The organism is Alkalibacterium pelagium, assembly GCF_900109325.1.
GTDB lineage: Bacteria > Bacillota > Bacilli > Lactobacillales > Carnobacteriaceae_A > Alkalibacterium > Alkalibacterium pelagium.
Genome location: NZ_FNZU01000001.1, coordinates 266,206 through 288,913 on the forward strand (window position 1 = coordinate 266,206; position 22,708 = coordinate 288,913).

The window sequence follows — 22,708 nt, forward strand, 5'->3', positions numbered from 1 at the left end:
TACATTGAAAAAATACATTATTACAACTGAAAGCGGGTCGGATATATCTAAAGAAATGATCGACCGGTATAACGTCCAAATCGTTCCGATGCATGTAACTATGGGGAACGAAACTCGTCCTGATGGAAGTTTCGATGTTCAGGAAGTTTTTGACTATTATGATAAAACAGGAAATTTACCTAAAACATCAGGTTCTTCACCCCAGGATAACACTGAAGTATTTAAAAAGATTTTTGCAGAACATCCAGATGCCACTATCCTTCACATTGGTTACTCTGCAGTAACAACTGTTTCTTTCAATGCAGCATCTGTAGCAGCGGAGGATTTTGAAAACGTCTATCTGGTGGACTCTAAATTTGTGTCTGTCGGAGCAGCTACTATTGTTAAAGCGACAGCTCAGTTCATTGAGGATAATCCTGATATTAGTCCTGAAGAGGTTATTGCTTTTGTCGAAAACATCAGGGAACGCACACATATGGTTTTCATGCCTAAAACACTTCAATACTTAAAAGCTGGTGGGCGTGTTTCCAATCTGGCTTTTTATTCAGCAAACTTGCTGAAAATTCAACCGTCAATAGTATTAGATAATGGGTACCTCGTTCCTGGAGGAAAATACCGTGGCTCCTTTGATAGCTGTTTGAAGAAGATGATCAACCAATTTTTCAAAAACCATACGATTGATCCTGACAGTGTCATAATAGTAGGTGCTCCAGGCATCGAAGAGAGTCAGAAAGAGATGGTTTTCAACCTGCTGAGAGAAAACGGCATTCAGGAAGCTGAATGGATGCAGGCAGGTGCTGTCATTTCCAGTCATGGAGGCCCAGGAGCAATTGGGATTACTGGAATTGAATAATAGCCTGGTTGATAGTATAGAATTAGGAATTAGTAAATGACATATGGACTCTACACTCATAAGTAGGTGATCTAAGATACTGATAAAAGCGGGTTATGCTTTTATCAGTTCTTTTTTATATTAGAGAATAACTCAATTTTCTAGAGGATTATGATTTCAATTACTGCAATAATAAGTTTACAATGTAGTTGTGAAATAATTAGTTGTGGAGATAGAAGGACTTACCGGGTTTAAGTAAATGCTATGAAATACCACACGAAAGGTGGGGACATGAAGAATGTATCAAAAAATCACTTTGTTAGTAGCTCTATTCATACTGCTGGTCGGATGCACGGAAAATAATGAGCAGGACACGGAGAGGGATTCAATAGATAATAATGGTGAGTCGAGTGAAGAATCTGATCAAACAGATGTTGACGAACCAGATCCAACAGAAGATGACGAGCCTGATGAACAAGAACCAGTCTTTAGTGAGCCGGAAGTCATTGCAGAAAATCTGGAGATACCCTGGGCAATTGAAATAATAGATAATACGTTTTATCTTACAGAACGACCCGGATACATCACGCGGATAGAAGATGGTGAAACTGTAAGGCAGACTGTCGAGTTAAACGAAGCTGTTTCAACGGTTCCTGAAGCAGGATTATTAGGCTTTGTACTTGATCCGGATTTTCTTGAAAATTCTACTGCTTATGCTTATTGTACCTATGATGGCAGCAATGGATCGTTGAACAGAATTGTTACATTGCAGTTGAATGAAGGAGTCTGGCGAGAAGAAAATGTCCTGCTAGATGAGATACCAAGTGGAAGGGTTCACCATGGTGGTCGCTTAGCTATCGGACCAGACGGATTGCTTTATGCAACGACCGGGGATGCTTCCATACCAGAGTTGGCACAGGATCTTGAGTCTCTGGCCGGGAAAATCCTGCGACTGAATCGTGATGGATCGATACCGAGTGATAATCCATTTGCAGATTCTTACGTCTATAGTTACGGCCACCGAAACCCACAAGGGCTGACCTGGTCATCTGAAGGGACAATGTATTCAAGTGAGCACGGAGCCACCGCAAATGATGAAATTAATCTGATAGAAGCTGGAGAAAACTATGGCTGGCCAATCATTGAAGGTGAAGAGGAGAATGAAGGTATGATCACCCCATTGTTCACTTCAGGCAGCGAAGAGACCTGGGCACCTTCTGGCATGGATTATTCTAATGGGAGGGTGTATGTCGCCGGGTTAAGAGGAGCGGCTATTTACGAATTGGACATCGAAACGGGTGAACAGAGAGAAGTCGTATCCGGAATGGGTCGGATAAGGGATATTCGGATAGAAGATAATCAGCTGTATTTCATCAGCAATAACACAGACGGACGAGGAAACCCTGAAGAAAATGACGATAAACTATATCAGCTTTCAATTGAAAATTAAAAGATTACTGAGTTATTAATATCAGTGAGTCAGAAGGAGAACGACTAATGACACTATCATTTGAGGAAAAGAGATTATCTAAAGAAGACTATATTGAGTTCTTAAGACGAACGGATTTAGGCTCGCAGTACCCGGCAGAACGATTTGAAGAACGAATTGAAAAGCTTGTAAGCAATACAACAATAAGTCTTATAGCTAAGAATGAGAAAGGGCTTATTGTCGGCGTATTGTTCGGACTGACAGATTATTGCTACTTTATGTTTGTAACAGACCTTGGAGTAGACCGAGAGTACAAAAATCAGGGAATCGGAAAGCAGCTTATGAAAAAAGCTCATGATATCGCTGGGGGAGAAAAAGATATTGCAGTCTATTTAATAGCAAATGAGGATGCCGTACCCTTTTATGAAAGGATTGGAATGGAAGAGGCCAATGATGTGATGGAATATAGTCATATTGACTGGACACCATTTAAGGTTGAGTAAGGACTAACAGTTATGTAGATAGTGTTGCACGGTCAATATTCTTAATCAATTTATGGAGGGAATATGATGAAAACTGATATCACGGTGCACTGCGGAAACTCGCCTAAAATGGAACGGGTCATCGATTTGACCGTAGCTCTTGCGAAAAAAGATCCTGAATTAGTAAAGCAGCATGTGCGTGATGATTTTACCTGGAAGACCGTGGGAGGAGAGACAGTTATTTCATTTGAAGAACTGGATCAGGAATTGAAGAATAGACCTCCTGTGAAGGAATTATCGGTTACTAATGCACTAAGTCATGGAAACGGCGCTATGTGTGAAGGAACCCTCTTGTTTGAAGATGGAGATATTCTTCAATTTTGTACAGTAGTCAAATTCGTAAACACGGCTAAAGATGCCTTAATTAAAGAAGCACATACCTACTTCGTAAACGAGTGAATACAAGAAACGGCTGGATAGTATAATATGGCTTACAAGTATGCAATCTTATAAGAATAGGTATCTTATTAGCTATTAAAGCTGGGAAGGTGAAGCGCATGACAACTCTTGGGTTCACTTATATATATACAGATAATATAAAAGAAATGAAAAAGTTTTACACATCGCTTCTAGGGTTAGATTTAATTTGGGATGAGACTGATAGTATTGCTTTCAAAATAGGCAGTCACCAATTTAGTATAATCTATCATGAATCTTTTGAAATCCCGTCTGCTCATTTTGCGATGCAGCCAGGTTGGGAAGGCGGGACGTATCCTAGAACAAGTTGGTCTCTTGACTATGATTCTACTAATTTTATAAAAGTGATTAGGCAATTGTCAGCAAATGGTGTAAGATCATATTATGCTGCACCACAATGGAATGGCTATTGGAGTTATCCAGTTCTTGATCCTATGAACAACACTATAGAGGTAACGTGCACTGATGCTGATTATATAGAACAACATAAATAGTTTAAGTATAGAAAGGAACATGTAAGGATGTTAAGAAAAGTTAAAATTGAAAACGGTTTAATTCAGGGGCTGCCAGCTGCAGACCCTAAGATAACATCATTTAAAGGCGTCCCTTTTGCAGCACCGCCTGTCGGACAGAACCGCTGGCGTGCACCACAGCCTGCGTCAGACTGGGAAGGGACACTTCTAGCCTATGAATTTGCACCGATATCCATGCAGGCCACTCCAGGAGTGAACAAAGACGATTTCTATTCAAGAGAATGGCATGTGGATCCCGATATTCCTATGGCTGAAGACAACCTTTACTTGAATGTTTGGACACCGGCTTCAAGTGAAGATGAGAAGCTGCCTGTCTATGTATGGATTTTCGGTGGGGCCTTTCAGTACGGTTATACGGCTGAAATGGAATTTGATGGTGAGCGTCTGGCGAGAAGAGGAGCGGTGGTCGTTACGTTAAATTACCGGCTGAATTCATTCGGTTTTCTTGCTCATCCTGAACTCACTGCGGAAGCACCTGATGCACCTACGAACTTTGGCCTGCTGGATCAGAGAGCCGGCATCGAATGGGTAAAACGTAACATTGCAGCATTCGGTGGAGACCCTGAGAACATCACGGTAGGTGGCCAGTCAGCAGGAGGCGCCAGTGTCATGCATCAACTGACTGCGCCTCAAAATGACCCCCTCTTCCATAAAGCAGTTGTACTTAGCGGCATGTTCAAGAATGTCTATGGGAACAGCGGAATCCCAGGCAGCGGCAGAACGCTGTCACAAGTGGAAGAGGAAGGGGTCAAATTCTTCGATTTCCTCGGCGTAGCTTCTCTGGCTGAGGCTCGTGAACTTGATGGTGAATACCTCCGTCAGAAAGCATTGGAATACGAGAAATTCTGGGGGCCGGTCATTGATAAGCAGTTTGTCATGGGGGATGTCTTCAAACTTTTCCTCGAGAATAAGCGTCTGATGGTCCCAGTCATGCTGGGTCGTACCTCTTCTGAATTCTTCAGTGTTCCAGATGTATCGAGCTTAGATGAATTCGAGAAGATGGCAAGGGAAACATTCGGGTCAGATGCGGATGATTATCTGAATCTTTGCCGTTTTGAATCCGGTAATTTGGAGGATGTCAAGGAACGTGCCTCTGTCAGCACAATTGAATATGCCATACGCGTTGCCGGACAAGCCAACTCTGACAGCGGGTCTGACACGCCTCTTTATTATTATAATTTTGATCCGGAGATACCAGGCTGGGATAACCCTGGGACTTTCCATTCGGCAGACCTGTGGTTCTTCTTTGAAACGCTGGCCAAGGCCTGGAGACCCTTTACAGGCAAGCACTATGATTTAGCTCGTCAGATGAGCAACTACCTGGGCAATTTCATCTCAAGTGGGGATCCTAACGGGGATGATGCGACGGGTGAAGCGATGCCGACCTGGGAACCGTATACATCAGATAGCCCATACGGAATGGTCTTTGGAGATCAAGCTGAATTTGTAAAAGAGGAACCTGATGCACTCATGGACTTTCTTGTTAGAATGTATTTTAAAAATGACTAGAGACATCCGGATATAAATATCTTTTCTTAGTATGCATCGTTTATATTTACAAAACATCCATTTGTACAGTTCTGTTAATATTATTGTTTTTCTAATATTAGAAAAACAATAATCGAAAAGAATTGGATCTGAAATAGATGATCGAAGATATTTTAACAGTAAAGATTGATAGGCCAATAGACGGTTACCATTCTCAACATAAAGAGTTGTATTATCATGTCGATTAGGGATATATTAAAGGTATAGTAGTGAAAAAGTCGGAATCTGATTAAATGGACAAATCATCTTCGACTTTTAAGTCAAACTCTTTCCGTAAGGAGAATACAGCTTATGAATAAGAACCCATCTTACAATAAAATAATTTTTCTATCTGTAATAGGGCTGATTTTATTCCTATACCAGTATACTTTAGGCATTGTTGGGATTGTTATACTTGCTCACGTTATTTCATTTATGCTCTACATTCTTTTAGATAAGTGGTTTAAGGATAACAGCAGTAGAACGAGAGATAAATTCATAATTGGTATCATTTCATTACTGATTATAGCCTCAACTCTGTTTCATAGTCTTGATTATGCAGGCCCACATAATTATATCATCAGGTTCTGGATGGTCTCCATTTCAGTGTTTATAGTGTGGGATTATATTGCTGCAGCAATCGGTTCTATATACAAACGGATAAAAAAGATACTATTCAATGCTTTTTGAGCATGATAAAAGTAATTGCATATAAAGAGGCTGAACATTAAGTACGCACTTAATGTCCAGCCTCAATTTTTTAGTCTATCTTACTTCTACACTTACAAGTAATTCAAAACCATCATTAAAGATAAAACCCCAGCATGCCGGACAATATCCCGATAATTGCCCCAGCAATCACATCTCTCGGATAATGGACGCCGCCAATAACACGCAGGACGGCCAGCACGCAGCCGATCAGCATGAGAAAGACCCCCAGTGGACGGGATATAAAATAGAGGGTGGAGGCAATCACGAAAACTGAAAAGACATGGCGACTAGGAAACGATTGGCCTTTAGTATCTTTATTTAAAATAGGCGCCTTGCCAGTAACCTCATAGGGTCGGGGGGCATCGATATATCGCCGTAACAGGCTCACCAGTACAAAGGAGATAAGTGGGCCCAGCAGCACGCGCCAGATTCTGGAGTCACCTGAGAATAATAGTACCATGATGATTACAGGGTAGATTGCATACACCGTATAGGTAATGAGTCGATTGGAAAGGTTAATTACTTTTGCACACATATCATGAACATCCTAGCATTTGATTTCTTACATAGTATCATAGACAGCCTGACTAGTGGAGGGGAAATGAATAATTTCATTTTTTTATAAAAAAAGAACCAGACAAATGAGCTGTCTGATTCTTCAAAAACTATCTATACTTCAAATTCTGTAGAGGCATTCTTTTCCAGTTCAAATGGACCGGCTGTCAGTCCAGCATCAGATCTATGATGTCCGAAAAAGTCCGAATCGAAGCGATACGGTGATCCGTCAGGCTGCTCGAAAGCCATATCGGCATGATAAGCTTTTCCGAGAAGATCGCTTGTAGCCACCATGGAAGAAGCAGCACGAAACAAGTCCGGATCGTTTACTTTGACGCTGACTTTGCCTTCATTCTGATCGATTGAAATATCGATTCCTTTCTGTTCAGAAGAAGGAGCATGAGGGTCATGACTGCTAGAAACAGCATTGTTCACGTATACGTTTCCTCCCATAGCTACAGGGAGCACGGCATTACCCACCAGGATATCATTTGCGGCATCACCAAGTTCAGCCATTTCCTCTTTAGTGTACTGCCACCACGGCTTATCTTTTGCATCAGGATGGTCGTTGTATCCGCCCAGCCCAACTGGATGCAGGTAGCAGATTGAATCTTCAGGAACACCATCCATTACAGCGCCACTGCCCTCAGTTTTTTCTCTTTCTTTAAGCGGAAGATGCTCAAAGAAGGTGATAGGGACAGGCTCTTTGTTTGTCTCTTCATTCCCTAAGAAAAGGTTATTGTAGTATCTGTCATCTCCACCACTAATATTAGAATATCCAGCCATGGCTGTCTCATGTGGGAAATGGTAAGGTGTCGTACGTGACAGTTCGGACTGAACGACAAATTGTCCGGCAAACAGATTATGGACAAAAGCACCACCTTGAGCCATGTTTCTGAAATTCATCGGTGACAGGAACAGGTTGTGATCAACTAAATATGGGCCATGACACACTTCAACAAATAAATCTTCTGACAGATTGTCGAAAAATAGATTACGGCTGATTCGAGTTCCTTGTGCCTGCCAGTCAAGCCAGAGGCCACGGTAGGAACTGTAAATCCTGTTGTCACTGATTTGAGTGTCCAAAGGAGCATGAAGCTTGATGCCTCCTACTTCAGCCCCATGTCGGATTCGCTTGTGGTGGATATTGTAAATTTTATTCTGATAGATGCTGCTGAAGGCTGCTCCCATGTGGCCGACAATTCCAGCCTGTTCACAGTCATGAATCACATTGTTTCGGACAATATGACTACCGACACGGTCCTTATCCCAGCCGGATCGTAAAGCTCTCAGAATTACTTCCTGTTCACGCTGGGTACCACCTTTACTGTGATTGTCGCCGTCTCTAGTGTGCCCAGTCCCGATGGCAGTACCAAGACTGATCCCGACGTTCTTGGACTCGCTGATCACGTTGTTTTCGATGATCCATCCTTTACTCCAGTGTGTTCCGATCAGTCCTTCCTGAAATTCAGTTGGCGCTGCCCACTGAGGAGAGGCCTGGCACAGAGTGAATCCGCTGACCGTTATATAATCAAGACCCGGTTTTTCCGGCCAGAAACAGTGCGGACGCACGCTGATTTCGATATTTTCTTCGCGCGGATCTTTCCCACCGAAGTTAGCCCAGATCTTAGTCGTTTTAGAATCGACTTCAGCTGTCCATTTGAGTAGAGAAGCTTCTGAGTACTTGGCTTCCGACCAGGCTTCAGGCTTATGTACGTGCTCTACTTTCTCACATTCATAAAGCGACTGACCGTCGAGGTAAACCTCACCGAGATGAGCCGTAAAAGCGCCGTCAAAAAGCCAGTCGCCACTTAGTTCTTCTTTAAAAGGGTGTCTTGCAGAAAACAGGCTGTTAGGGACCACTGTACTCCATACCTGATCACCTTCGTCTGTCCAGTCTGTTATGCGCTCTGCTCCAGTGATGACGACTTCGCCATCTCCAGCTGCTTTGTAGACGATTCGATGATCGACGGTTCCACCATTTGCGGGATTTACCCATTCACGGTACACGCCTGCATGGACGGTAACGGTATCTCCGGGCATGGCCAATGCCGCAGCTTGAGAAATGGTACGGAAAGGCTGGTCAGCTGTTCCTTTAGCCTGATCACTTCCACTGATTGATACATGATAATTCATTTGTTTCCTCCTTATTCTGTCATGATTGTAATCGACAGAGTCATTAAACAATTGTAGGTTACTTAACTAGTATACAATGTATTGGCTTTCATAGTGAATAGAAAAACTAAAATCGTTTGCAGAATAACAATATTAAGCGAGATAGTTGAGTGATTTAGAAGACTATTGGCTTTAAAACAGATTAGAATTAATGAATCAGACGGATTATAATAGACTTAACAAAAAAACAAAAGCAGCTTATAAAACTGAAGGGGTGAGACGAGATGTATGATGCAAAAACTAAAGAGACCGACAATAGTGTCAGAACATTTATTGAAGCAGTGGAGAGCGATGCAAAAAAAGCAGATGCCTACCGCCTGCTTGAGATTTTTCAGGAAGAGACGGGATTCGAGCCGAAACTGTGGGGGCCAAGCATCATCGGCTTCGGAAAGTATCACTATCGCTATGCCTCCGGTCATGAAGGGGATGCGCCGCTTGCTGCATTTTCTCCTAGAAAGGGAAAAATCAGCCTGTATCTCATGTATGACAGCCCAGAAAGGGATCAGCTGCTGGAATCATTCGGCAAGCATAAAACGGGAAAGGCTTGTGTCTATATCAATAAGCTTGATGATGTAGATCAGTTGATCCTGAAAGAGCTGATTAGAAAAACAGTGGACACGTATCAGAAGCTGTATCCTGAATGAGTTTTAAAAAATAGTCAGACCCGACAGAAAGTAGTGAAAACATGTTCAATGCCTCTGAAAACAATGGACTGCCAAGACTTTCAACTCAACTGAATTATGTCTCCAGCGGATACAAGCCCCCAAACAGTCATGAATGGGGGCCGGGTGTCCGGGATGTCTATGCTATGCATTACATCATAAAAGGGAAGGGCATATATCAAAATCGTTCCGGAGAGTACGAATTAAAAGAAGGTCAGAGCTTCCTGATTTATCCTTACACAGAAATTTATTATTATCCAGATCCCAATGATCCATGGGAGTATGTCTGGATTGAATTTACCGGAGAAGAGGTTGCTCCTATCCTTGACCTGACGAGCCTGTCAGCGGATCGTCCCATTACTGAGAAAGCTGAAAGTGATTTGAGCCTCTACTACTTTCTAGAAGAGAATAAAGAGAAATCGGTCGCTGAGGCTATGCGTATGGCAGCTAGGCTTCGGACACTTCTGTCTTATTATGTTGAACAGTTTCCTGAAGAGAGCCTCTCTGATAAAACCGATTATGTTCAGCAAGCCAAAGACACGATTCTTAAGCACTACTGGAAGTCTACGCTCTCTGTCACTGACATAGTTCAGGACGTCAATATCGAACGCAGTTACCTGTTTCGTCTGTTTAAGGCATCGACAGGTCTGCCGATTTCAACGTACTTGAGAGATGTCAGAATCGAACAGGCCTGTCTCTTGATGCAGAAGTCGAATCTGTCCGTAAAGTCCATTGCCAATTCGGTTGGCTATAGTGATCCTCTCTATTTCTCCAAGGTTTTTAAGAAGGTCACGTCCTATACACCGACCGAATATATGACTCTTACCGAAAAAACTATCGGAAAAGAACACAGTTCCCGGACTCACGGTAATAAGTTATGAGGTCCTCTAAAGCTTGCCGGTCACAGTCCAGTCGCTTCCCAAGACAGTCCAGACATGAAAACTGGCGTGCTGTACGTGAGACGACCTTCAGATTTAAAGCGACTTCATCTGGATGAAGGGTGTGCTCACACGTCTGGCAGACCTGAGCTGTCGACATATCAGCGGACGACCTTTGCTCTGACAACCAGACAGTCATGAGCGGGAACGACTGGATTATATCGTTCTTTGAATTGGCCGAGAGGCTTGTGAACCCAGCAGTCGTAAAGATCAAGGGAATAACCTGACGCATAGGGCAGACCCAGATCCCAGAACTGAAGGGAAATCTCGCGCTGAGTGTCACTCAAGTTAAAGAAGCCGATCGCCAGATCACCATCTGAGAGGACTTTTACTTGAATAAAGACATCATCATCATGGAACCACTGAGGCTCCGGCTTAATGCGGTAAGCGCCTCTGCCTTCCACATCCTGATTGATGGCCAGGAGATCTTTGTTAAGTAAAATATTCTGGGTTGTTTCATTCGCTTCACGGATGTCACAGCCGATCATCAGAGGAGAACCCATGATGCTCCATAATGAAAAATGGGTCTTGTACTCACTGTCCGTGCATCCGCCGATTTTACTGCCTATGAAGCCGTCGTTGCTGCCGCCGTACATGCCGACAACGAGCATGTCCATATCATTATGGCAGAAGGCACCTGTATAACGGGCTTTGTCCACCTGAGAAAGGGCCAGTCGTTTAATCGACTCCCAGTTATCTTGGATATCACCAGTGGAGCGGTACATGTGCGCACCTGATTCGCGGATCCAATGTGTGACGTTGTCTGCACCCCAGTTGCAGGCTGAAAAGAGAATGTCTCTCCCGGAATTTTTTAATGCCAGACTCATGCGTTTATAGAGAAGTTCACCAGAAATCTGTCTCGGTTTAAAGCAGTAGTCGTATTTAAGCAGATCGACGCCCCATGAGGCAAAACGGCGGGCATCCTGAAATTCATGCTCAAAGCTCCCAGGATAACCTGCACAAGTGTGCGTGCCGGCGCAGGAATACATACCGAACTTCAGACCTTTGTCATGAATGTAATCAGCCAGGGCCTTCATGCCGCTTGGAAACTTTTCTGGATCAGGGACCAGATTACCATCTTCGTCCCGTTCCTTCAGGCTCCAGCAGTCATCGATGACTATATACTCATAGCCCGCATCCTTATAGCCGTCAGTTACGAATCTGTCTGCGACGTCACGGATCAGCTTCTCATTAATATCCCACGTAAATGTATTCCAGGAATTCCATCCCAGAGGAGGCCGCAGCCCTAGTTGCTCTTGTTGTGTCATAATTTCTTTCCGCCTTTCATAATAGACCTGTAGAACAGGCTTGATACTTCGGATTAAACCATAAAAATCCCTCTCTTTCCTATAGTGTGATGATGCATCTGCATGGACAAATGTTGTTAATGTTTTTTAGAATAAATCAGGCGGGATAAAGGTACAATTGAAGGAGCTGATGCTATCAGTAGGTATCATTATGTCAGAATAAGAACCGACTAAACTGTGCATAAATCATCGGTTCTGTATGTGCTGCTTCTGATAAGATGACTATTGAAAGGAGGTTTAGGAATGAATGCTTTGGACAAGTTGAATGAGGCCATAAATTATATCGAAGATCATCTGGAGGATGATCTAGACTACAAGCAATTGGCAAGACTCGCACACTGCTCTGACTATCATTTCAGGAGAATGTTTTCGTTTCTCGCGGGAATCAGCGTATCCGAATATGTTCGCAGACGTCGACTGACGAGTGCGGCGCGTGAACTGAAAGAGGATAACAAGACCATTATGGATATTGCAGTAAAGTACGGCTACACATCTTCGGATGCATTTTCAAGGGCTTTTGAATCATTGCACGGGATACTGCCATCTGAGGCAAGACAGTCAGAGGCCCATATCAAGGCCTTTCCTAGGTTATCTTTTCAATTGATCATAAGAGGAGGAACTGAAATGAACTATCGTATAATTGAAAAAGAGGCATTCAGGTTGGTTGGATTCAAAAAGAGAGTGCCGATTATATTTGAAGGAATCAATCCTGAAATTGCAGAGATGAATACTTTACTGACAGATGAGGTGGTTTCTGAACTGAAGGCATGGTCAGATACAGAGCCACAAGGAATAATCAGTGCATCAACTAATTTTTCGGAAGAAAGAATGGAAGGAAAGGGATACCTTGATCACTACATTGGAGTCGCCACGACTCAATCGGAAGTTAAGGACTATACCGTTTTAGATATACCTGCAGGTACATGGGTAGTTTTTGAAGCTGTCGGTACTTTTCCAGAAACCCTTCAGGATGTGTGGGGAAGAATCTATTCTGAATGGTTCCCAGGCTCTGGTTACGAAGCAGTAGAGGGTCCAGAAATTTTATGGAATGAAGGGGCAGATACCAGCAAGTCAGATTATAGAAGTGAAATCTGGATACCAGTCAAGAAAACCGATGACTAAAAAAAGGAAAGAAATAGGTAGCGATCGATTCTAAGCCTATTGTTCAAAAGAGCAGATGACGCTGAACAGCGACTCTGCTCTTTTTGAGTAAATGAATAAATCATCTGGGACAGCGAATGACTAAAACGTCAAAAGAGCCCGGTCAATAAGCCATGTTTAATGATATAATAGCAGAACCAAGAAAACGAGCGAGGTGCCATAGTGAAATTATTAGTAGTAGAAGACGACACAATTATTGCATCAGGTCTGACTTATTCACTGGAAAACGAAGGCTTCGATGTGACCTACTGTGAAAATGTCAGACAAGCCACCCAGGCTATCAGCAAAGAGTCGTTTGACCTGTGCCTTCTGGATGTCTCTCTTCCAGACGGCACAGGTTATGAGTTGTGCAGAAAAATTCGGCAAGGGAGCGATACTCCCGTTATTTTTCTGACAGCGCATGCTGATGAAGCAAACGTCGTCATGGGCCTGGATATGGGGGCGGATGACTATATTGCCAAACCGTTCCGTTTAAGAGAGCTGTTATCAAGAATCCAGTCCGTACTTAGACGTTACAATAAAGATCACAAGTCAGCCTCTCTTTTTACCTATAAAGATTTACGTGTCAATACGAAGGATGCAAAAGTGTATAAAGGAGAGTCAGAAATCCTGCTGACCGCTCTTGAGTACAGACTCCTTCTGGTGTTCATCAATCATCAGGGGCATGTGCTTTCAAGAGATCAGCTGCTGGATAATATCTGGGATGTGGCTGGCGATTTTGTTAACGACAACACACTGACTGTGTACATCAAACGTATACGGGATAAACTGGAAGATAACCCGCAGGACCCTCAGCTTATTAAAACAATCAGAGGACTGGGCTATAAATTAGGAGACTGACTATGATAAGAAACAGAGAAATCAGACTGCATCTTATCGGCATGGCTGGTCTGGCGGCCACAGCTACACTCATCACGGCATGGATCCATCCACTTTCGGGACTCATCACAGCAATTTTTTCAGCCGGTATGATTGTCTATACGATGCTTTATTCCCACAGGCGCTACAAGGACCTTGAGCATCTGGCAGGGTATCTGAGAAAAATCAGCAACGGCAATGATCAGATGGATATCCGGGACAACAGCGAAGGAGAACTCAGCATACTTAAAAGCGAAATATATAAAGTGACAATGATGCTTTCAAGGCAAGGGGACTACTTGAAAAAGGATAAGAAACGGCTGGCGGACGCACTGTCGGATATTTCTCATCAGCTGAAGACGCCACTGACGTCGATGACGGTCATGACCGACCTGCTGAGTCAGAGTACTCTGACGGAAGAAAAGAGGACAGAGTTCACCAAGAATATCGTCAGGCAGCTGGAACGCATGGACTGGCTCTTGAGTGCGCTTCTGACCCTGTCAAAAATCGATGCGGGGACACTGGAATTCAAGAGGAATCCTGTCAATGTGTCGAAACTGATTGATGAAGCACTTAAGCCCCTAATGATCATGATTGATATCAAGGACCAGTCTCTTGACCGGGTTATAAATGAATCGGTTGAACTGACGGGAGACTTTAACTGGCTGAGAGAAGCACTGGTGAATATCCTGAAAAATTGTATTGAGCACACCCCTGTATCTGGGCGTTTAAGTATTCATGCGGAAGAGAACCCTATCTATACTGAAATTATAATCAGCGATTCGGGTCCTGGCATTGATAAAGAGGATCTGCCATATATATTCAATCGTTTTTACAAAGGAAAACATGCGGGCAACGACAGCATAGGCATCGGCCTGGCCATGTCCAGAAGCATTATAGAAAGTCAGAATGGAACGATAACTGCAGAAAACAGATCCCTTACAGGCGCCCGGTTCGTCATTAAATTATATAAAACGAAAGGTGACTGATTAGTCACTTAAGAGTCACTTGAGTGTCATTATGGACAGATATACTCAAAATATAGAAAGATAGGAGGAGAAATTATGGAAATCGTAAAAGTTGAGAATCTGTCCAAACATTATCAGAGTGGGGAAACAACCGTCAGTGCATTGAATAACGTCTCATTTTCAATCAATAAAGGAGAGTTTGTGGCTATTGTCGGCCCGTCCGGTTCAGGCAAGTCTACACTTCTGCATATGCTGGGAGGGGTTGATGAACCGAGTAGTGGTAAAGTCTATATCGATCAGACAGACATCTATGATTTAAACGAAACACAGCTGTCCATCTTCAGACGCAGACAGATTGGACTGATCTATCAGTTTTATAATCTGATACCAGTGCTGACAGTCAAGGAAAACATTGCCCTCCCTTTGAGGCTGGATGGTCATGACTTGGATGAAGACAAGTTTCAGCGCATTGTGTCACTACTGAATCTTGAGAATCGTCTGAACCACTTGCCAAATCAGCTTTCGGGCGGGCAGCAGCAGCGGGTATCTATTGGAAGAGCGTTGGTAAGCAATCCGTCAATCGTTCTGGCTGATGAACCGACCGGAAACTTGGACAGTAAAAACAGTCAGGAAATTGTTTCTCTACTCAAACTGTTTAATCGGACCTTCAAGCAGACACTAGTCGTGATTACCCACGATGAATCGATTGCTCTCCAGGCTGACCGAATCATAACAATCGAGGACGGTCAGATCAGCAGGGACGAGGTGATCAGACCATGACCATTATGCAGAAAGTCGCCATGAAGCAGCTGTGGCTCAATAAGAAAAGAACAGCTATAACGATCTTCGGGGTTATTGTATCGGTAGCAATGATCACTTCCGTCATCACTTTAAGCCAGTCCTTTCTCGACATGATGCAGAGACAAGCCATTGCCGACACCGGAGAATGGCATGTCAAATATGAGTCGGTCGACCAGTCCCAGCTCGAAAGTATTGTAGAAGATAGTAATACTGATGAGGTACTGATAGAACAGGTTGAAGGCTATGCGCTGCTTGAACAAAGTCAGAACCCCGCCAGACCGTAAATTTATATCAGCCGTTTTAATCAGGAATCGTTCAGCCGTTTCCCGGTAGAGATGGTCAAAGGCCGTCTGCCGGAAAATGAAACGGAACTGATCATGCATGAGGCATTCTGGCTTGAAGAGAATGACCCTATCAGTATTTCTGATCAACTGACACTGGACATCGGTCAACGGACAGCCGCTTCTGCTTCGGGAGAAGATCTTGAGCTGGGTCAGAACAGACCACTGAATTATGGAGGTGAAACGGAATCGCTTCTAGTCGAACAGACGCGAGAGTACACCGTCGTCGGTGTGTACCGATGGACGGGTTGGCAGACTACAACATCTCCAGCGTATTCGGCTTTATCTTACACAGATGGGCAGCTTGCATCGGGTCTGCAGGCGAATGCATTTGTGCAGCTGGGTAGACTGGACAGAGGGCTCTTTGACCATGCCAAAGCTCTAGCTTTAAGAGAAGGCATCGACGAGGTTGAATTCAACGATACGCTACTGAGGTATGCGGGTGTAGTTGCGAGTGATAGAATCAGACGAATGATCAGTGTTCTGTCGGTCATCATTCTCACCATTATTGTGCTGGGGTCCATTTCACTCATTTACAATACGTTTGCCATATCTGTTTCGGAACGCTCAAGGCAGCTGGGTATGCTGTCAAGTATAGGCGCTACCAAGAAGCAGAAACGCAATACAGTATTATTTGAAGGGGCAGTGATTGGCGCAGTCAGTATTCCTTTAGGGCTTGCGGCAGGTCTCGCAGGGATGCAAGTGACATTTTGGGTGATTAATACTTCTCTTCAGGAAGTGCTGTCGGTTTCTCAGGATTTGAATGTCGTCATATCATTCTGGGGGATAGCAGCGGCAGTAGCTGTCTCATCATTGACGTTGATGGGGTCCACGTATCTGCCGGCAAAAAGAGCATCGAGCATGACGGCAATTGAAGCAATCCGTCAGTCAGAAGATATAAAAATGACAGTCAAAGATGTCAAAACCCCATATCTTGTTAACCGACTGTTCGGGATAGAAGGGGAGCTGGCACTTAAGAATCTGAAACGGAACAAAACAAGTTACCGTGCCATTGTGCTGTCTCTGGCAACGAGCCTTCTTCTGTTTTTAAGCGTAACGTATTTCACCACGAGTTTTTCAAAATCCATGGAGATGAGTCAGGAAGGGATCGCTTATGACATAAGCGTCACTGTGCAGGCTGAAGATCGTTCAGGAGTTAGAGAAGTGAGTAATCTGCTCAGAACCCTTGAAGGTGTCGAGGCATTCAGTACCGTTTCTGTACTCGATGCCAGGACATGGATCGACGAAGAGGACGTGCCTTCCTACTATCTCGACCAGATGACGGAGGATAGTGTTGATGGGCGGTATCCTTATTATGTGATGGTCAATGGACTTGATGATCATACCTTACAGGTGTATGCAGAAGAGAACGATCTTGATATGAGCAGACTGACTGACAGCACTGATCCGTCAGCTGTGCTGATCGATCTGATCCGGTACGAAGAAAGCGGGACGAGTAATATTGTCGAGCGTACAGCCGTTAATACAGCTTCTGGAACGGATCTGGAATTGGAAGAGTATGTTATGGAAACGGAGGACTATCAGCAGCTTTCGAATATTGAAGTAGCTGACACATCTGAACGTGTGCCTCTAGGAGTCAGTCTGAACATTTTTCCGGGATCTTTCCATCTGATTGTATCGAATGTGGTCTTTGATCAGCTGATGGACTCAGTCGAAAATGAGCAGATCGCATCAGCGACCGTTTATCTGGCAAGTGACGATCCGATTCAGCTGCAGCGCAGCATTGAAGAAGTCAGTCGCACATATGGACAAGGGATCCAGCTCTCATTTTACAATGTATATGCTCAGCGTCAGCGAGAAGAGCGGATGATGACTTTGGTCACAGTGTTTACAAGCGCATTTGTCCTGCTTATCACCATCATCAGTGCGGCAACCTTGTTTAATACGGTATCGACGAGCATCATCTTGAGAAAAAGAGAATTTGCTATGCTTAAGTCTATGGGAATGACAGAAAAAAGTTTCAGCAAAATGATCAGGCTGGAAAGTCTGTTCTATGGAATGAAGTCAATTCTGCTTGGTCTGCCTATCAGTGTTCTCATTATGTATGCTATTTATCGGCAGTGGGCAGTCAAATTCATCTATGCCTTCGAGCTGCCCTGGGCGGCAATAGCTGCAGCAATCATAGGTGTATTCCTCCTAACAGGTTTATCAATGATCTATGCAAGCAGGAAACTGCATCAGTCTTCAATCATTGATTCACTCAAACAGGAAAATATTTAGCATCATTTAATACTAACAGAGTTTAGATGACCGGAAGCAGTAGCTCTTCTGACTAAGAAAGAAGGTCAGGGGAGCTTTCTGACTGCACCTGACTGGCTTTAGATAGGAAATGATGTATACTGTAGATAGAATGATCATTCTATTTTAGAGGTGAGAGATGTGAGTAAGAAAAGAGAAGCCATAGTCGAGCAGGCAGAAAACTTGTTCTATAATGAGGGGTTCCATGCTGTCGGAATCAAGCGTATCGTGTATGAAGCGAATGTATCGATCATGACCCTCTATAATCATTTTGAATCCAAGGAACAGCTGATCATCGAAGTACTCAATCAGAGACAAGACCGTTACCTGTCTTCAATCAGGCAACGTATTGAGCAGAATGAATCGTCCAATTCAAAACAGCACCTCGCACTAGCTATTGCTGAGGCCCATATAAAATGGCTCAAAGCCAATAAGAATGGGTGTCTCTTTCTGAGAGCAAAAGAGGAATACAGCCTTGAGAACAAGGAAATCAGTTCCTTAGTTGAGTCACATAAGTCTTATATGCTGAATTATCTTGAGGAGTTAGGTCTGACTGAGGGAACCCAGGTACAGGTCACCATGCTTCTGGAAGGGGCAACATCTTTGAGCGTGACATTTGACCTTGATAAAATCGAAGACCAGCTCATCCGATCAATTAAAAGATTAATAGACTAATATTAGAAAAAGTCGATGAGACAATCGGCTTTTATTATGAAATGAAAATAGAATGAACGTTCTATCTAAAAGGAGAGTCTTATGCTTAAAATAATCGCTCCAAGTACAGCAATGATTGCGGTCAATTACGCCTTTGCCCGATTCAGTTTTGGATTGTTTCTACCGTATATCATCACCTCTCTGTCGTTGTCAGAACAGGAGGCTGGGTATGTGGGAACGATGGGGTATCTCTCATTTACGCTCGCCCTGTTAGTGTCTTCCAGTCTAATTAAGACAATAGGGACCTTTAAAGTGACTCAAATAGCGGGATTCAGTGCAGTGACCGGACTTGCTGGGATTGCGCTGGCTTCAAATGTATATATTTTAGGTCTTGGAGTCTTTACTGCAGGATTAGGTAGTGGCCTCAGCTCCCCTGTATACAGCAGGATTGTTGATCAGTCCTTCTCAGATGAATGGAAAGACCGGGGAAACAGCTGGATCAACAGCGGGACGAGTTTCGGGATGATCATATCAGGACCCGTCGCACTCTTATTTGCAGCTTACTGGCGAAGAGCGTTTCTATTTTTTGCTCTCCTTGCTCTGGTCGTATCTCTATGGAATGCCTGGGCTATACCTGACTTCAAGTCAAGCAAGGAAACAGTCAAGAAGACGAAACTAACAGTCACACACCTTTTCAGCAGAGGGAATCGGCTGATTCTTGCTTCACTTGTAACCGGTCTGGCCAGTGCGATTTTCTGGACATTTTCAAGACAGGCGGTCGTAGTGAATCATGGCTTTACAGATAGTACAAGTGCGCTGTTCTGGGTAACGATGGGGGTGGCCGGAATTGCAGGGGGACGAGCAGGCAATCTTATTGAATCAAGAGGCATACAATACGCCTTCCGTCTATTTCTAGCTATACTCAATGTGGCCATTATGATGCTTGCTGCGCCAATTGGCTGGACCGCTTATCTGTCTGCTGTACTTTACGGGATCGCCTATATTGCGGTGACGGGGAGTCTGCTTGTCATTGGAACGCGGCAGTTTCCGCATGCCCCTCAAACAGGTGTAAGTCTTGCTTTCCTCAGTCTCGGAATAGGTCAGACGATAGGAACATCTGTTGCCGGATTAGTAATTGGATGGACAGGGTATCCAATGTCCTTTCTTCTGTTTGGACTAGCTGGCTTTTCCGGTCTGTTCATCTCTTTCCATAAAAACGCGAATTGAAGACTTGGGGGAATTTGTACTGTACTATAAGGAACAAAAAATAATCGTTCTCTTTCCGATAACATGTTAGTATTAAAGTAGAAAGACTATAGACAGTACAAAAGGAGAATGACAGTGAAATTTATTACATGGAATATCGATTCTTTAAATGCGACGCTGACGAGTGATTCGGCACGGGCGTTATTATCCCGCGAGGTCATGAAGACCATCATAGATCTGGACCCCGATGTTCTGGCCATTCAGGAAACCAAACTTCCAAGAACGGGACCTTCTAAAAAACATGATCAGCTGCTGAAAGACTTGTTCCCGGATTACACATACGTCTGGCGTGTCTCTCAAGAACCCGCACGCAAAAGTTACGCAGGAACCATGTTTTTATATAAGAATAATCTGAACCCAGTCGTAACCTATCCTGAAATCGGTGCACCAGATACCATGGATGTAGAAGGACGCATGATCACGCTTGAATTTGACACGTTTTATCTGACTCAAGTGTATACACCGAATGCTGGATCAAACCTGGTTCGACTTGAAGAGCGTCAGGAATGGGATAAAAAGTATGCGGATTACTTAGCTGGACTGGACGAGAAGAAAGCCGTTATCGCAACCGGCGACTTTAACGTGGCTCACAAAGAAATCGATCTGGCTCACCCTAACAACAACCGTCGATCCGCAGGCTTTACTGACGAGGAGCGCGCAGGCTTTACAAGATTGCTGGACAAAGGTTTCACAGATACATTCCGTCACATTCACGGAGATGTCACAGGTCAGTATTCATGGTGGAATCAGCGTGTGAAAACAAGTAAAGTCAATAACTCGGGGTGGAGAATCGATTACTGGCTTGTCAGCGACAGACTGGCTGATAAAGTCCTGAAATCAGACATTATTGATTCAGGTACACGCCAGGATCACACGCCATTATTACTGGAAATCGACTTAGACAAGTAAACGTTGGTTTATTGCAATTTGAGCTTAATAGTTAATGAGGAAGACCGATTATCCCCGGATAATCGGTCTTTTACTTTATCTTACTGGTGGCGAATGAACCATAAATTGATATATGGTTCATTCAGATGTAATAGATATATCTCAATAGACCATAAGTATATTTATAAACCATTCGCCGTTAATAGAAAGTGCTAAATGTGTCATAAAACTATTTATGGTACATTCGACCCAATCCAGAACCAAGCTAAAACCAGATATTGAACATACTCGCTGATGAGCGAGTATACACAGCCTTAAAAAGCACTTGAGACGATAAAATCACTTAAATAAGAATAAAGTCATTACCGAATTATTCTGTTAAAAAATGAGCAAGTGATTGTCTTTGCCGTTAGTTAGGATTATAATAGCGTCAACAGATTCAGGCAAATTGACTGCCTAAGCTTGCCGACAAGCTGATTAATTTAGAAAAGAGAAGGTGTGCCCATATGAACCATACAATTGAGGGGAAATATCCAGTATTAAGATGTAAATTAAACAGAGGAGAATCCATTATATGCAGTGCCGGAAACATGTCGTGGATGACTGATGGTCTATCCCTTGAAACATCCAGTCGCGGGGGACTATTCAAGGGACTGACCCGGGCAATGACAGGAGAAGGTCTGTTTCAGAACAGGTATAGAGCGAATGAAGACGGCCAGGAAATAGCTTTTGCAGCATCACTGCCTGGAGAAATTGTACATATAAATATGAGAAACCAGTCGGTCATTGCTCAGAAGAGTGCCTTCATTGCGTCAAATGAACAGATAGATTTTGAAGTGGTTTTTACTAAACGGTTTTCAGCTGGTCTGATTGGAGGCGAAGGATTTATCCTACAGAAATTTAGCGGGTATGGCGACTTGTTTTTAGAGGCAGACGGTTCACTGATCGAGTACGACTTGCGTAGTGGAGAGTCGATGCTCGTAGACCAGGGGCATGTCTTTATGTTTGACGAAACAGTCACCTATTCAATTGAAACCGTTAAGGGATTGAAAAATATGATGTTCGGAGGAGAAGGGGCTTTTCTTGTCAAACTCTCCGGACCAGGAAAAGTTATGCTTCAGACCATGCCAATCAGTAACTTGGCTGAGAAGATTATTCCTTTCGTTCCAACTAGTAATTGAGCATCGCAAGGCTGATGCAGTTAAATCGATTCACCAGTGAGGTAGCGTCCCTTTGTATAGCAATAGACCTAATACGGCATTAAACACCACTACTGAAAATACACTGAACCGTTCAAATACTCCGAACCACTCTAGTGGAGCAAGCGCTGTGCCTGCGGCTCCTGTCAGCATGAACAATAAGCAGATTAGTGCTGTCATTGAAAGAGTTGTGAGGCATTTATTCATCAAGTCTGCAGTCAATATCGTCGTCAATGAAACTAGTGACAGCACCACAATTGTTCCAGTAACTACAAAGACATGTATCATATTTTGAATTGACAGTCCATTTGTCTCAGTTGTTAATGGGAACATGCTGTAACCAATATAGGAGAACCAGAGCATGACAGAAAAAATATAAATACCGATTCGCTGAGAGCGATGTAATTTATCCTGCACATACAGACTTACTACGGTCACATTTACTACTCCTGCTATGCCATATAAGCTGGATAACTGGTTCCATAGACCAAGTGAAGGCGACTGAGTGCTACTCAAGTCGCTGACAGCTTGAGACATCCAGTCATACCCCGGATAAGCTAACGGGGAGAAAATTACTGCAGCTGCATAGGACAACAAACTGACAGGACCTAGCAGTCCCAAATAATTAATCATAGTTTTCTTCATATTTATGACCTCCCTGAAAGAATCTGATGGACAGATGATC

23 protein-coding genes are annotated in these 22,708 nt (G+C 43.6%); 19 read left to right on the plus strand and 4 right to left on the minus strand.

Annotation, left to right across the window (positions count from 1 at the left end; translation table 11 throughout):
• Positions 1-4: 4 nt before the first annotated feature.
• The 7 genes from BMX79_RS01240 (at position 5) to BMX79_RS01270 (ending at position 5,970) form a co-directional block, all read left to right on the plus strand.
• Positions 5-853 carry a DegV family protein gene (locus BMX79_RS01240; protein ID WP_091478443.1) on the plus strand — a complete coding sequence of 283 codons (849 nt, stop codon included), beginning with the start codon at positions 5-7 and terminating at the stop codon, positions 851-853.
• 277 nt (positions 854-1,130) lie between these two features.
• A complete protein-coding gene (locus tag BMX79_RS01245) occupies positions 1,131-2,282 on the plus strand; it encodes a PQQ-dependent sugar dehydrogenase (RefSeq protein ID WP_091478444.1) in 1,152 nt (383 codons plus the stop codon).
• A gap of 47 nt (positions 2,283-2,329) precedes the next feature.
• The gene (locus BMX79_RS01250) at positions 2,330-2,764 is read left to right on the plus strand and encodes a GNAT family N-acetyltransferase (RefSeq protein WP_091478446.1); all 435 of its coding nucleotides are present in this window, start codon (positions 2,330-2,332) and stop codon (positions 2,762-2,764) included.
• A 66-nt stretch (positions 2,765-2,830) separates the two neighbouring features.
• Complete coding sequence (locus BMX79_RS01255; protein ID WP_091478448.1) at positions 2,831-3,202, plus strand: hypothetical protein; 372 nt, start codon at positions 2,831-2,833, stop codon at positions 3,200-3,202.
• Between the two features lie 98 nt (positions 3,203-3,300).
• The gene (locus tag BMX79_RS01260; RefSeq protein WP_091478449.1) at positions 3,301-3,714 is read left to right on the plus strand and encodes a VOC family protein; all 414 of its coding nucleotides are present in this window, start codon (positions 3,301-3,303) and stop codon (positions 3,712-3,714) included.
• A gap of 27 nt (positions 3,715-3,741) precedes the next feature.
• Positions 3,742-5,262, plus strand: coding sequence for a carboxylesterase/lipase family protein (locus tag BMX79_RS01265; protein WP_091478451.1), 1,521 nt, complete (start codon positions 3,742-3,744; stop codon positions 5,260-5,262).
• Between the two features lie 330 nt (positions 5,263-5,592).
• On the plus strand, positions 5,593-5,970 hold the full coding sequence (locus BMX79_RS01270; protein WP_091478452.1) for a hypothetical protein: 378 nt from the start codon (positions 5,593-5,595) through the stop codon (positions 5,968-5,970).
• Between the two features lie 115 nt (positions 5,971-6,085).
• Here the strand turns inward: BMX79_RS01270 and BMX79_RS01275 are convergent, their stop codons facing one another.
• Both BMX79_RS01275 and BMX79_RS01280 read right to left on the minus strand, forming a co-directional pair.
• Entirely contained in the window at positions 6,086-6,526 is a 441-nt protein-coding gene (locus BMX79_RS01275; protein ID WP_091478453.1) for a phosphatase PAP2 family protein, read from the minus strand.
• 134 nt (positions 6,527-6,660) lie between these two features.
• A complete protein-coding gene (locus tag BMX79_RS01280; RefSeq protein WP_091478455.1) occupies positions 6,661-8,682 on the minus strand; it encodes a right-handed parallel beta-helix repeat-containing protein in 2,022 nt (673 codons plus the stop codon).
• Between the two features lie 263 nt (positions 8,683-8,945).
• Here BMX79_RS01280 and BMX79_RS01285 point away from each other — a divergent pair, with 263 nt between their 5' ends.
• Positions 8,946-9,365 (plus strand): DUF1801 domain-containing protein, encoded by a 420-nt coding sequence (locus BMX79_RS01285; RefSeq protein WP_091478456.1) that lies wholly within the window; start codon positions 8,946-8,948, stop codon positions 9,363-9,365.
• Positions 9,366-9,406: 41 nt separating this feature from the next.
• Positions 9,407-10,264: an AraC family transcriptional regulator gene (locus tag BMX79_RS01290; protein ID WP_091478458.1), complete on the plus strand. Its 858-nt coding sequence runs from the start codon at positions 9,407-9,409 to the stop codon at positions 10,262-10,264.
• 158 nt (positions 10,265-10,422) lie between these two features.
• Here BMX79_RS01290 and BMX79_RS01300 read toward each other — a convergent pair whose 3' ends face one another.
• The gene (locus BMX79_RS01300; protein WP_091478460.1) at positions 10,423-11,589 is read right to left on the minus strand and encodes a glycoside hydrolase family 27 protein; all 1,167 of its coding nucleotides are present in this window, start codon (positions 11,587-11,589) and stop codon (positions 10,423-10,425) included.
• A gap of 282 nt (positions 11,590-11,871) precedes the next feature.
• Between BMX79_RS01300 and BMX79_RS01305 the strand changes: the two genes are divergently transcribed.
• From BMX79_RS01305 to BMX79_RS01350, 10 genes are all read left to right on the plus strand, one after another.
• Positions 11,872-12,750, plus strand: coding sequence for an AraC family transcriptional regulator (locus BMX79_RS01305; protein ID WP_091478462.1), 879 nt, complete (start codon positions 11,872-11,874; stop codon positions 12,748-12,750).
• A gap of 201 nt (positions 12,751-12,951) precedes the next feature.
• On the plus strand, positions 12,952-13,629 hold the full coding sequence (locus BMX79_RS01310) for a response regulator transcription factor (protein WP_091478464.1): 678 nt from the start codon (positions 12,952-12,954) through the stop codon (positions 13,627-13,629).
• 2 nt (positions 13,630-13,631) lie between these two features.
• Complete coding sequence (locus BMX79_RS01315) at positions 13,632-14,636, plus strand: sensor histidine kinase (protein ID WP_091478465.1); 1,005 nt, start codon at positions 13,632-13,634, stop codon at positions 14,634-14,636.
• A gap of 75 nt (positions 14,637-14,711) precedes the next feature.
• Positions 14,712-15,395: an ABC transporter ATP-binding protein gene (locus BMX79_RS01320; protein ID WP_091478467.1), complete on the plus strand. Its 684-nt coding sequence runs from the start codon at positions 14,712-14,714 to the stop codon at positions 15,393-15,395.
• Entirely contained in the window at positions 15,392-15,700 is a 309-nt protein-coding gene (locus tag BMX79_RS01325; protein WP_091478468.1) for an ABC transporter permease, read from the plus strand. Before BMX79_RS01320 ends, BMX79_RS01325 begins: the two co-directional genes overlap by 4 nt.
• Before the next feature lie 51 nt (positions 15,701-15,751).
• Positions 15,752-17,998, plus strand: a complete 2,247-nt coding sequence (locus tag BMX79_RS01330; protein ID WP_091478470.1) for an ABC transporter permease — start codon at positions 15,752-15,754, stop codon at positions 17,996-17,998.
• A 159-nt stretch (positions 17,999-18,157) separates the two neighbouring features.
• Positions 18,158-18,691 (plus strand): TetR/AcrR family transcriptional regulator, encoded by a 534-nt coding sequence (locus BMX79_RS01335; protein WP_170230926.1) that lies wholly within the window; start codon positions 18,158-18,160, stop codon positions 18,689-18,691.
• Between the two features lie 81 nt (positions 18,692-18,772).
• Positions 18,773-19,897, plus strand: a complete 1,125-nt coding sequence (locus BMX79_RS01340; RefSeq protein ID WP_091478473.1) for an MFS transporter — start codon at positions 18,773-18,775, stop codon at positions 19,895-19,897.
• 114 nt (positions 19,898-20,011) lie between these two features.
• On the plus strand, positions 20,012-20,845 hold the full coding sequence (locus BMX79_RS01345; RefSeq protein ID WP_091478475.1) for an exodeoxyribonuclease III: 834 nt from the start codon (positions 20,012-20,014) through the stop codon (positions 20,843-20,845).
• A gap of 485 nt (positions 20,846-21,330) precedes the next feature.
• Positions 21,331-22,005 carry a TIGR00266 family protein gene (locus tag BMX79_RS01350; protein WP_091478476.1) on the plus strand — a complete coding sequence of 225 codons (675 nt, stop codon included), beginning with the start codon at positions 21,331-21,333 and terminating at the stop codon, positions 22,003-22,005.
• Positions 22,006-22,035: 30 nt separating this feature from the next.
• On the opposite strand, the gene BMX79_RS01355 is transcribed toward BMX79_RS01350, so the two are convergent.
• Positions 22,036-22,668: a DUF998 domain-containing protein gene (locus BMX79_RS01355; protein WP_174760373.1), complete on the minus strand. Its 633-nt coding sequence runs from the start codon at positions 22,666-22,668 to the stop codon at positions 22,036-22,038.
• Between the last annotated feature and the right edge of the window lie 40 nt (positions 22,669-22,708).

Bases quoted from the DNA above. Each gene is read 5' to 3' on its own strand.
- BMX79_RS01245 (WP_091478444.1), top strand. From the start codon at position 1,131: ATGTATCAAAAAATCACTTTGTTAGTAGCTCTATTCATACTGCTGGTC.
- BMX79_RS01250 (WP_091478446.1), top strand. From the start codon at position 2,330: ATGACACTATCATTTGAGGAAAAGAGATTATCTAAAGAAGACTATATT.
- BMX79_RS01255 (WP_091478448.1), top strand. From the start codon at position 2,831: ATGAAAACTGATATCACGGTGCACTGCGGAAACTCGCCTAAAATGGAA.
- BMX79_RS01260 (WP_091478449.1), top strand. From the start codon at position 3,301: ATGACAACTCTTGGGTTCACTTATATATATACAGATAATATAAAAGAA.
- BMX79_RS01265 (WP_091478451.1), top strand. From the start codon at position 3,742: ATGTTAAGAAAAGTTAAAATTGAAAACGGTTTAATTCAGGGGCTGCCA.
- BMX79_RS01270 (WP_091478452.1), top strand. From the start codon at position 5,593: ATGAATAAGAACCCATCTTACAATAAAATAATTTTTCTATCTGTAATA.
- BMX79_RS01275 (WP_091478453.1), bottom strand. From the start codon at position 6,526: ATGTGTGCAAAAGTAATTAACCTTTCCAATCGACTCATTACCTATACG.
- BMX79_RS01280 (WP_091478455.1), bottom strand. From the start codon at position 8,682: ATGAATTATCATGTATCAATCAGTGGAAGTGATCAGGCTAAAGGAACA.
- BMX79_RS01285 (WP_091478456.1), top strand. From the start codon at position 8,946: ATGTATGATGCAAAAACTAAAGAGACCGACAATAGTGTCAGAACATTT.
- BMX79_RS01290 (WP_091478458.1), top strand. From the start codon at position 9,407: ATGTTCAATGCCTCTGAAAACAATGGACTGCCAAGACTTTCAACTCAA.
- BMX79_RS01300 (WP_091478460.1), bottom strand. From the start codon at position 11,589: ATGACACAACAAGAGCAACTAGGGCTGCGGCCTCCTCTGGGATGGAAT.
- BMX79_RS01305 (WP_091478462.1), top strand. From the start codon at position 11,872: ATGAATGCTTTGGACAAGTTGAATGAGGCCATAAATTATATCGAAGAT.
- BMX79_RS01315 (WP_091478465.1), top strand. From the start codon at position 13,632: ATGATAAGAAACAGAGAAATCAGACTGCATCTTATCGGCATGGCTGGT.
- BMX79_RS01320 (WP_091478467.1), top strand. From the start codon at position 14,712: ATGGAAATCGTAAAAGTTGAGAATCTGTCCAAACATTATCAGAGTGGG.
- BMX79_RS01325 (WP_091478468.1), top strand. From the start codon at position 15,392: ATGACCATTATGCAGAAAGTCGCCATGAAGCAGCTGTGGCTCAATAAG.
- BMX79_RS01330 (WP_091478470.1), top strand. From the start codon at position 15,752: ATGGTCAAAGGCCGTCTGCCGGAAAATGAAACGGAACTGATCATGCAT.
- BMX79_RS01340 (WP_091478473.1), top strand. From the start codon at position 18,773: ATGCTTAAAATAATCGCTCCAAGTACAGCAATGATTGCGGTCAATTAC.
- BMX79_RS01350 (WP_091478476.1), top strand. From the start codon at position 21,331: ATGAACCATACAATTGAGGGGAAATATCCAGTATTAAGATGTAAATTA.
- BMX79_RS01355 (WP_174760373.1), bottom strand. From the start codon at position 22,668: ATGAAGAAAACTATGATTAATTATTTGGGACTGCTAGGTCCTGTCAGT.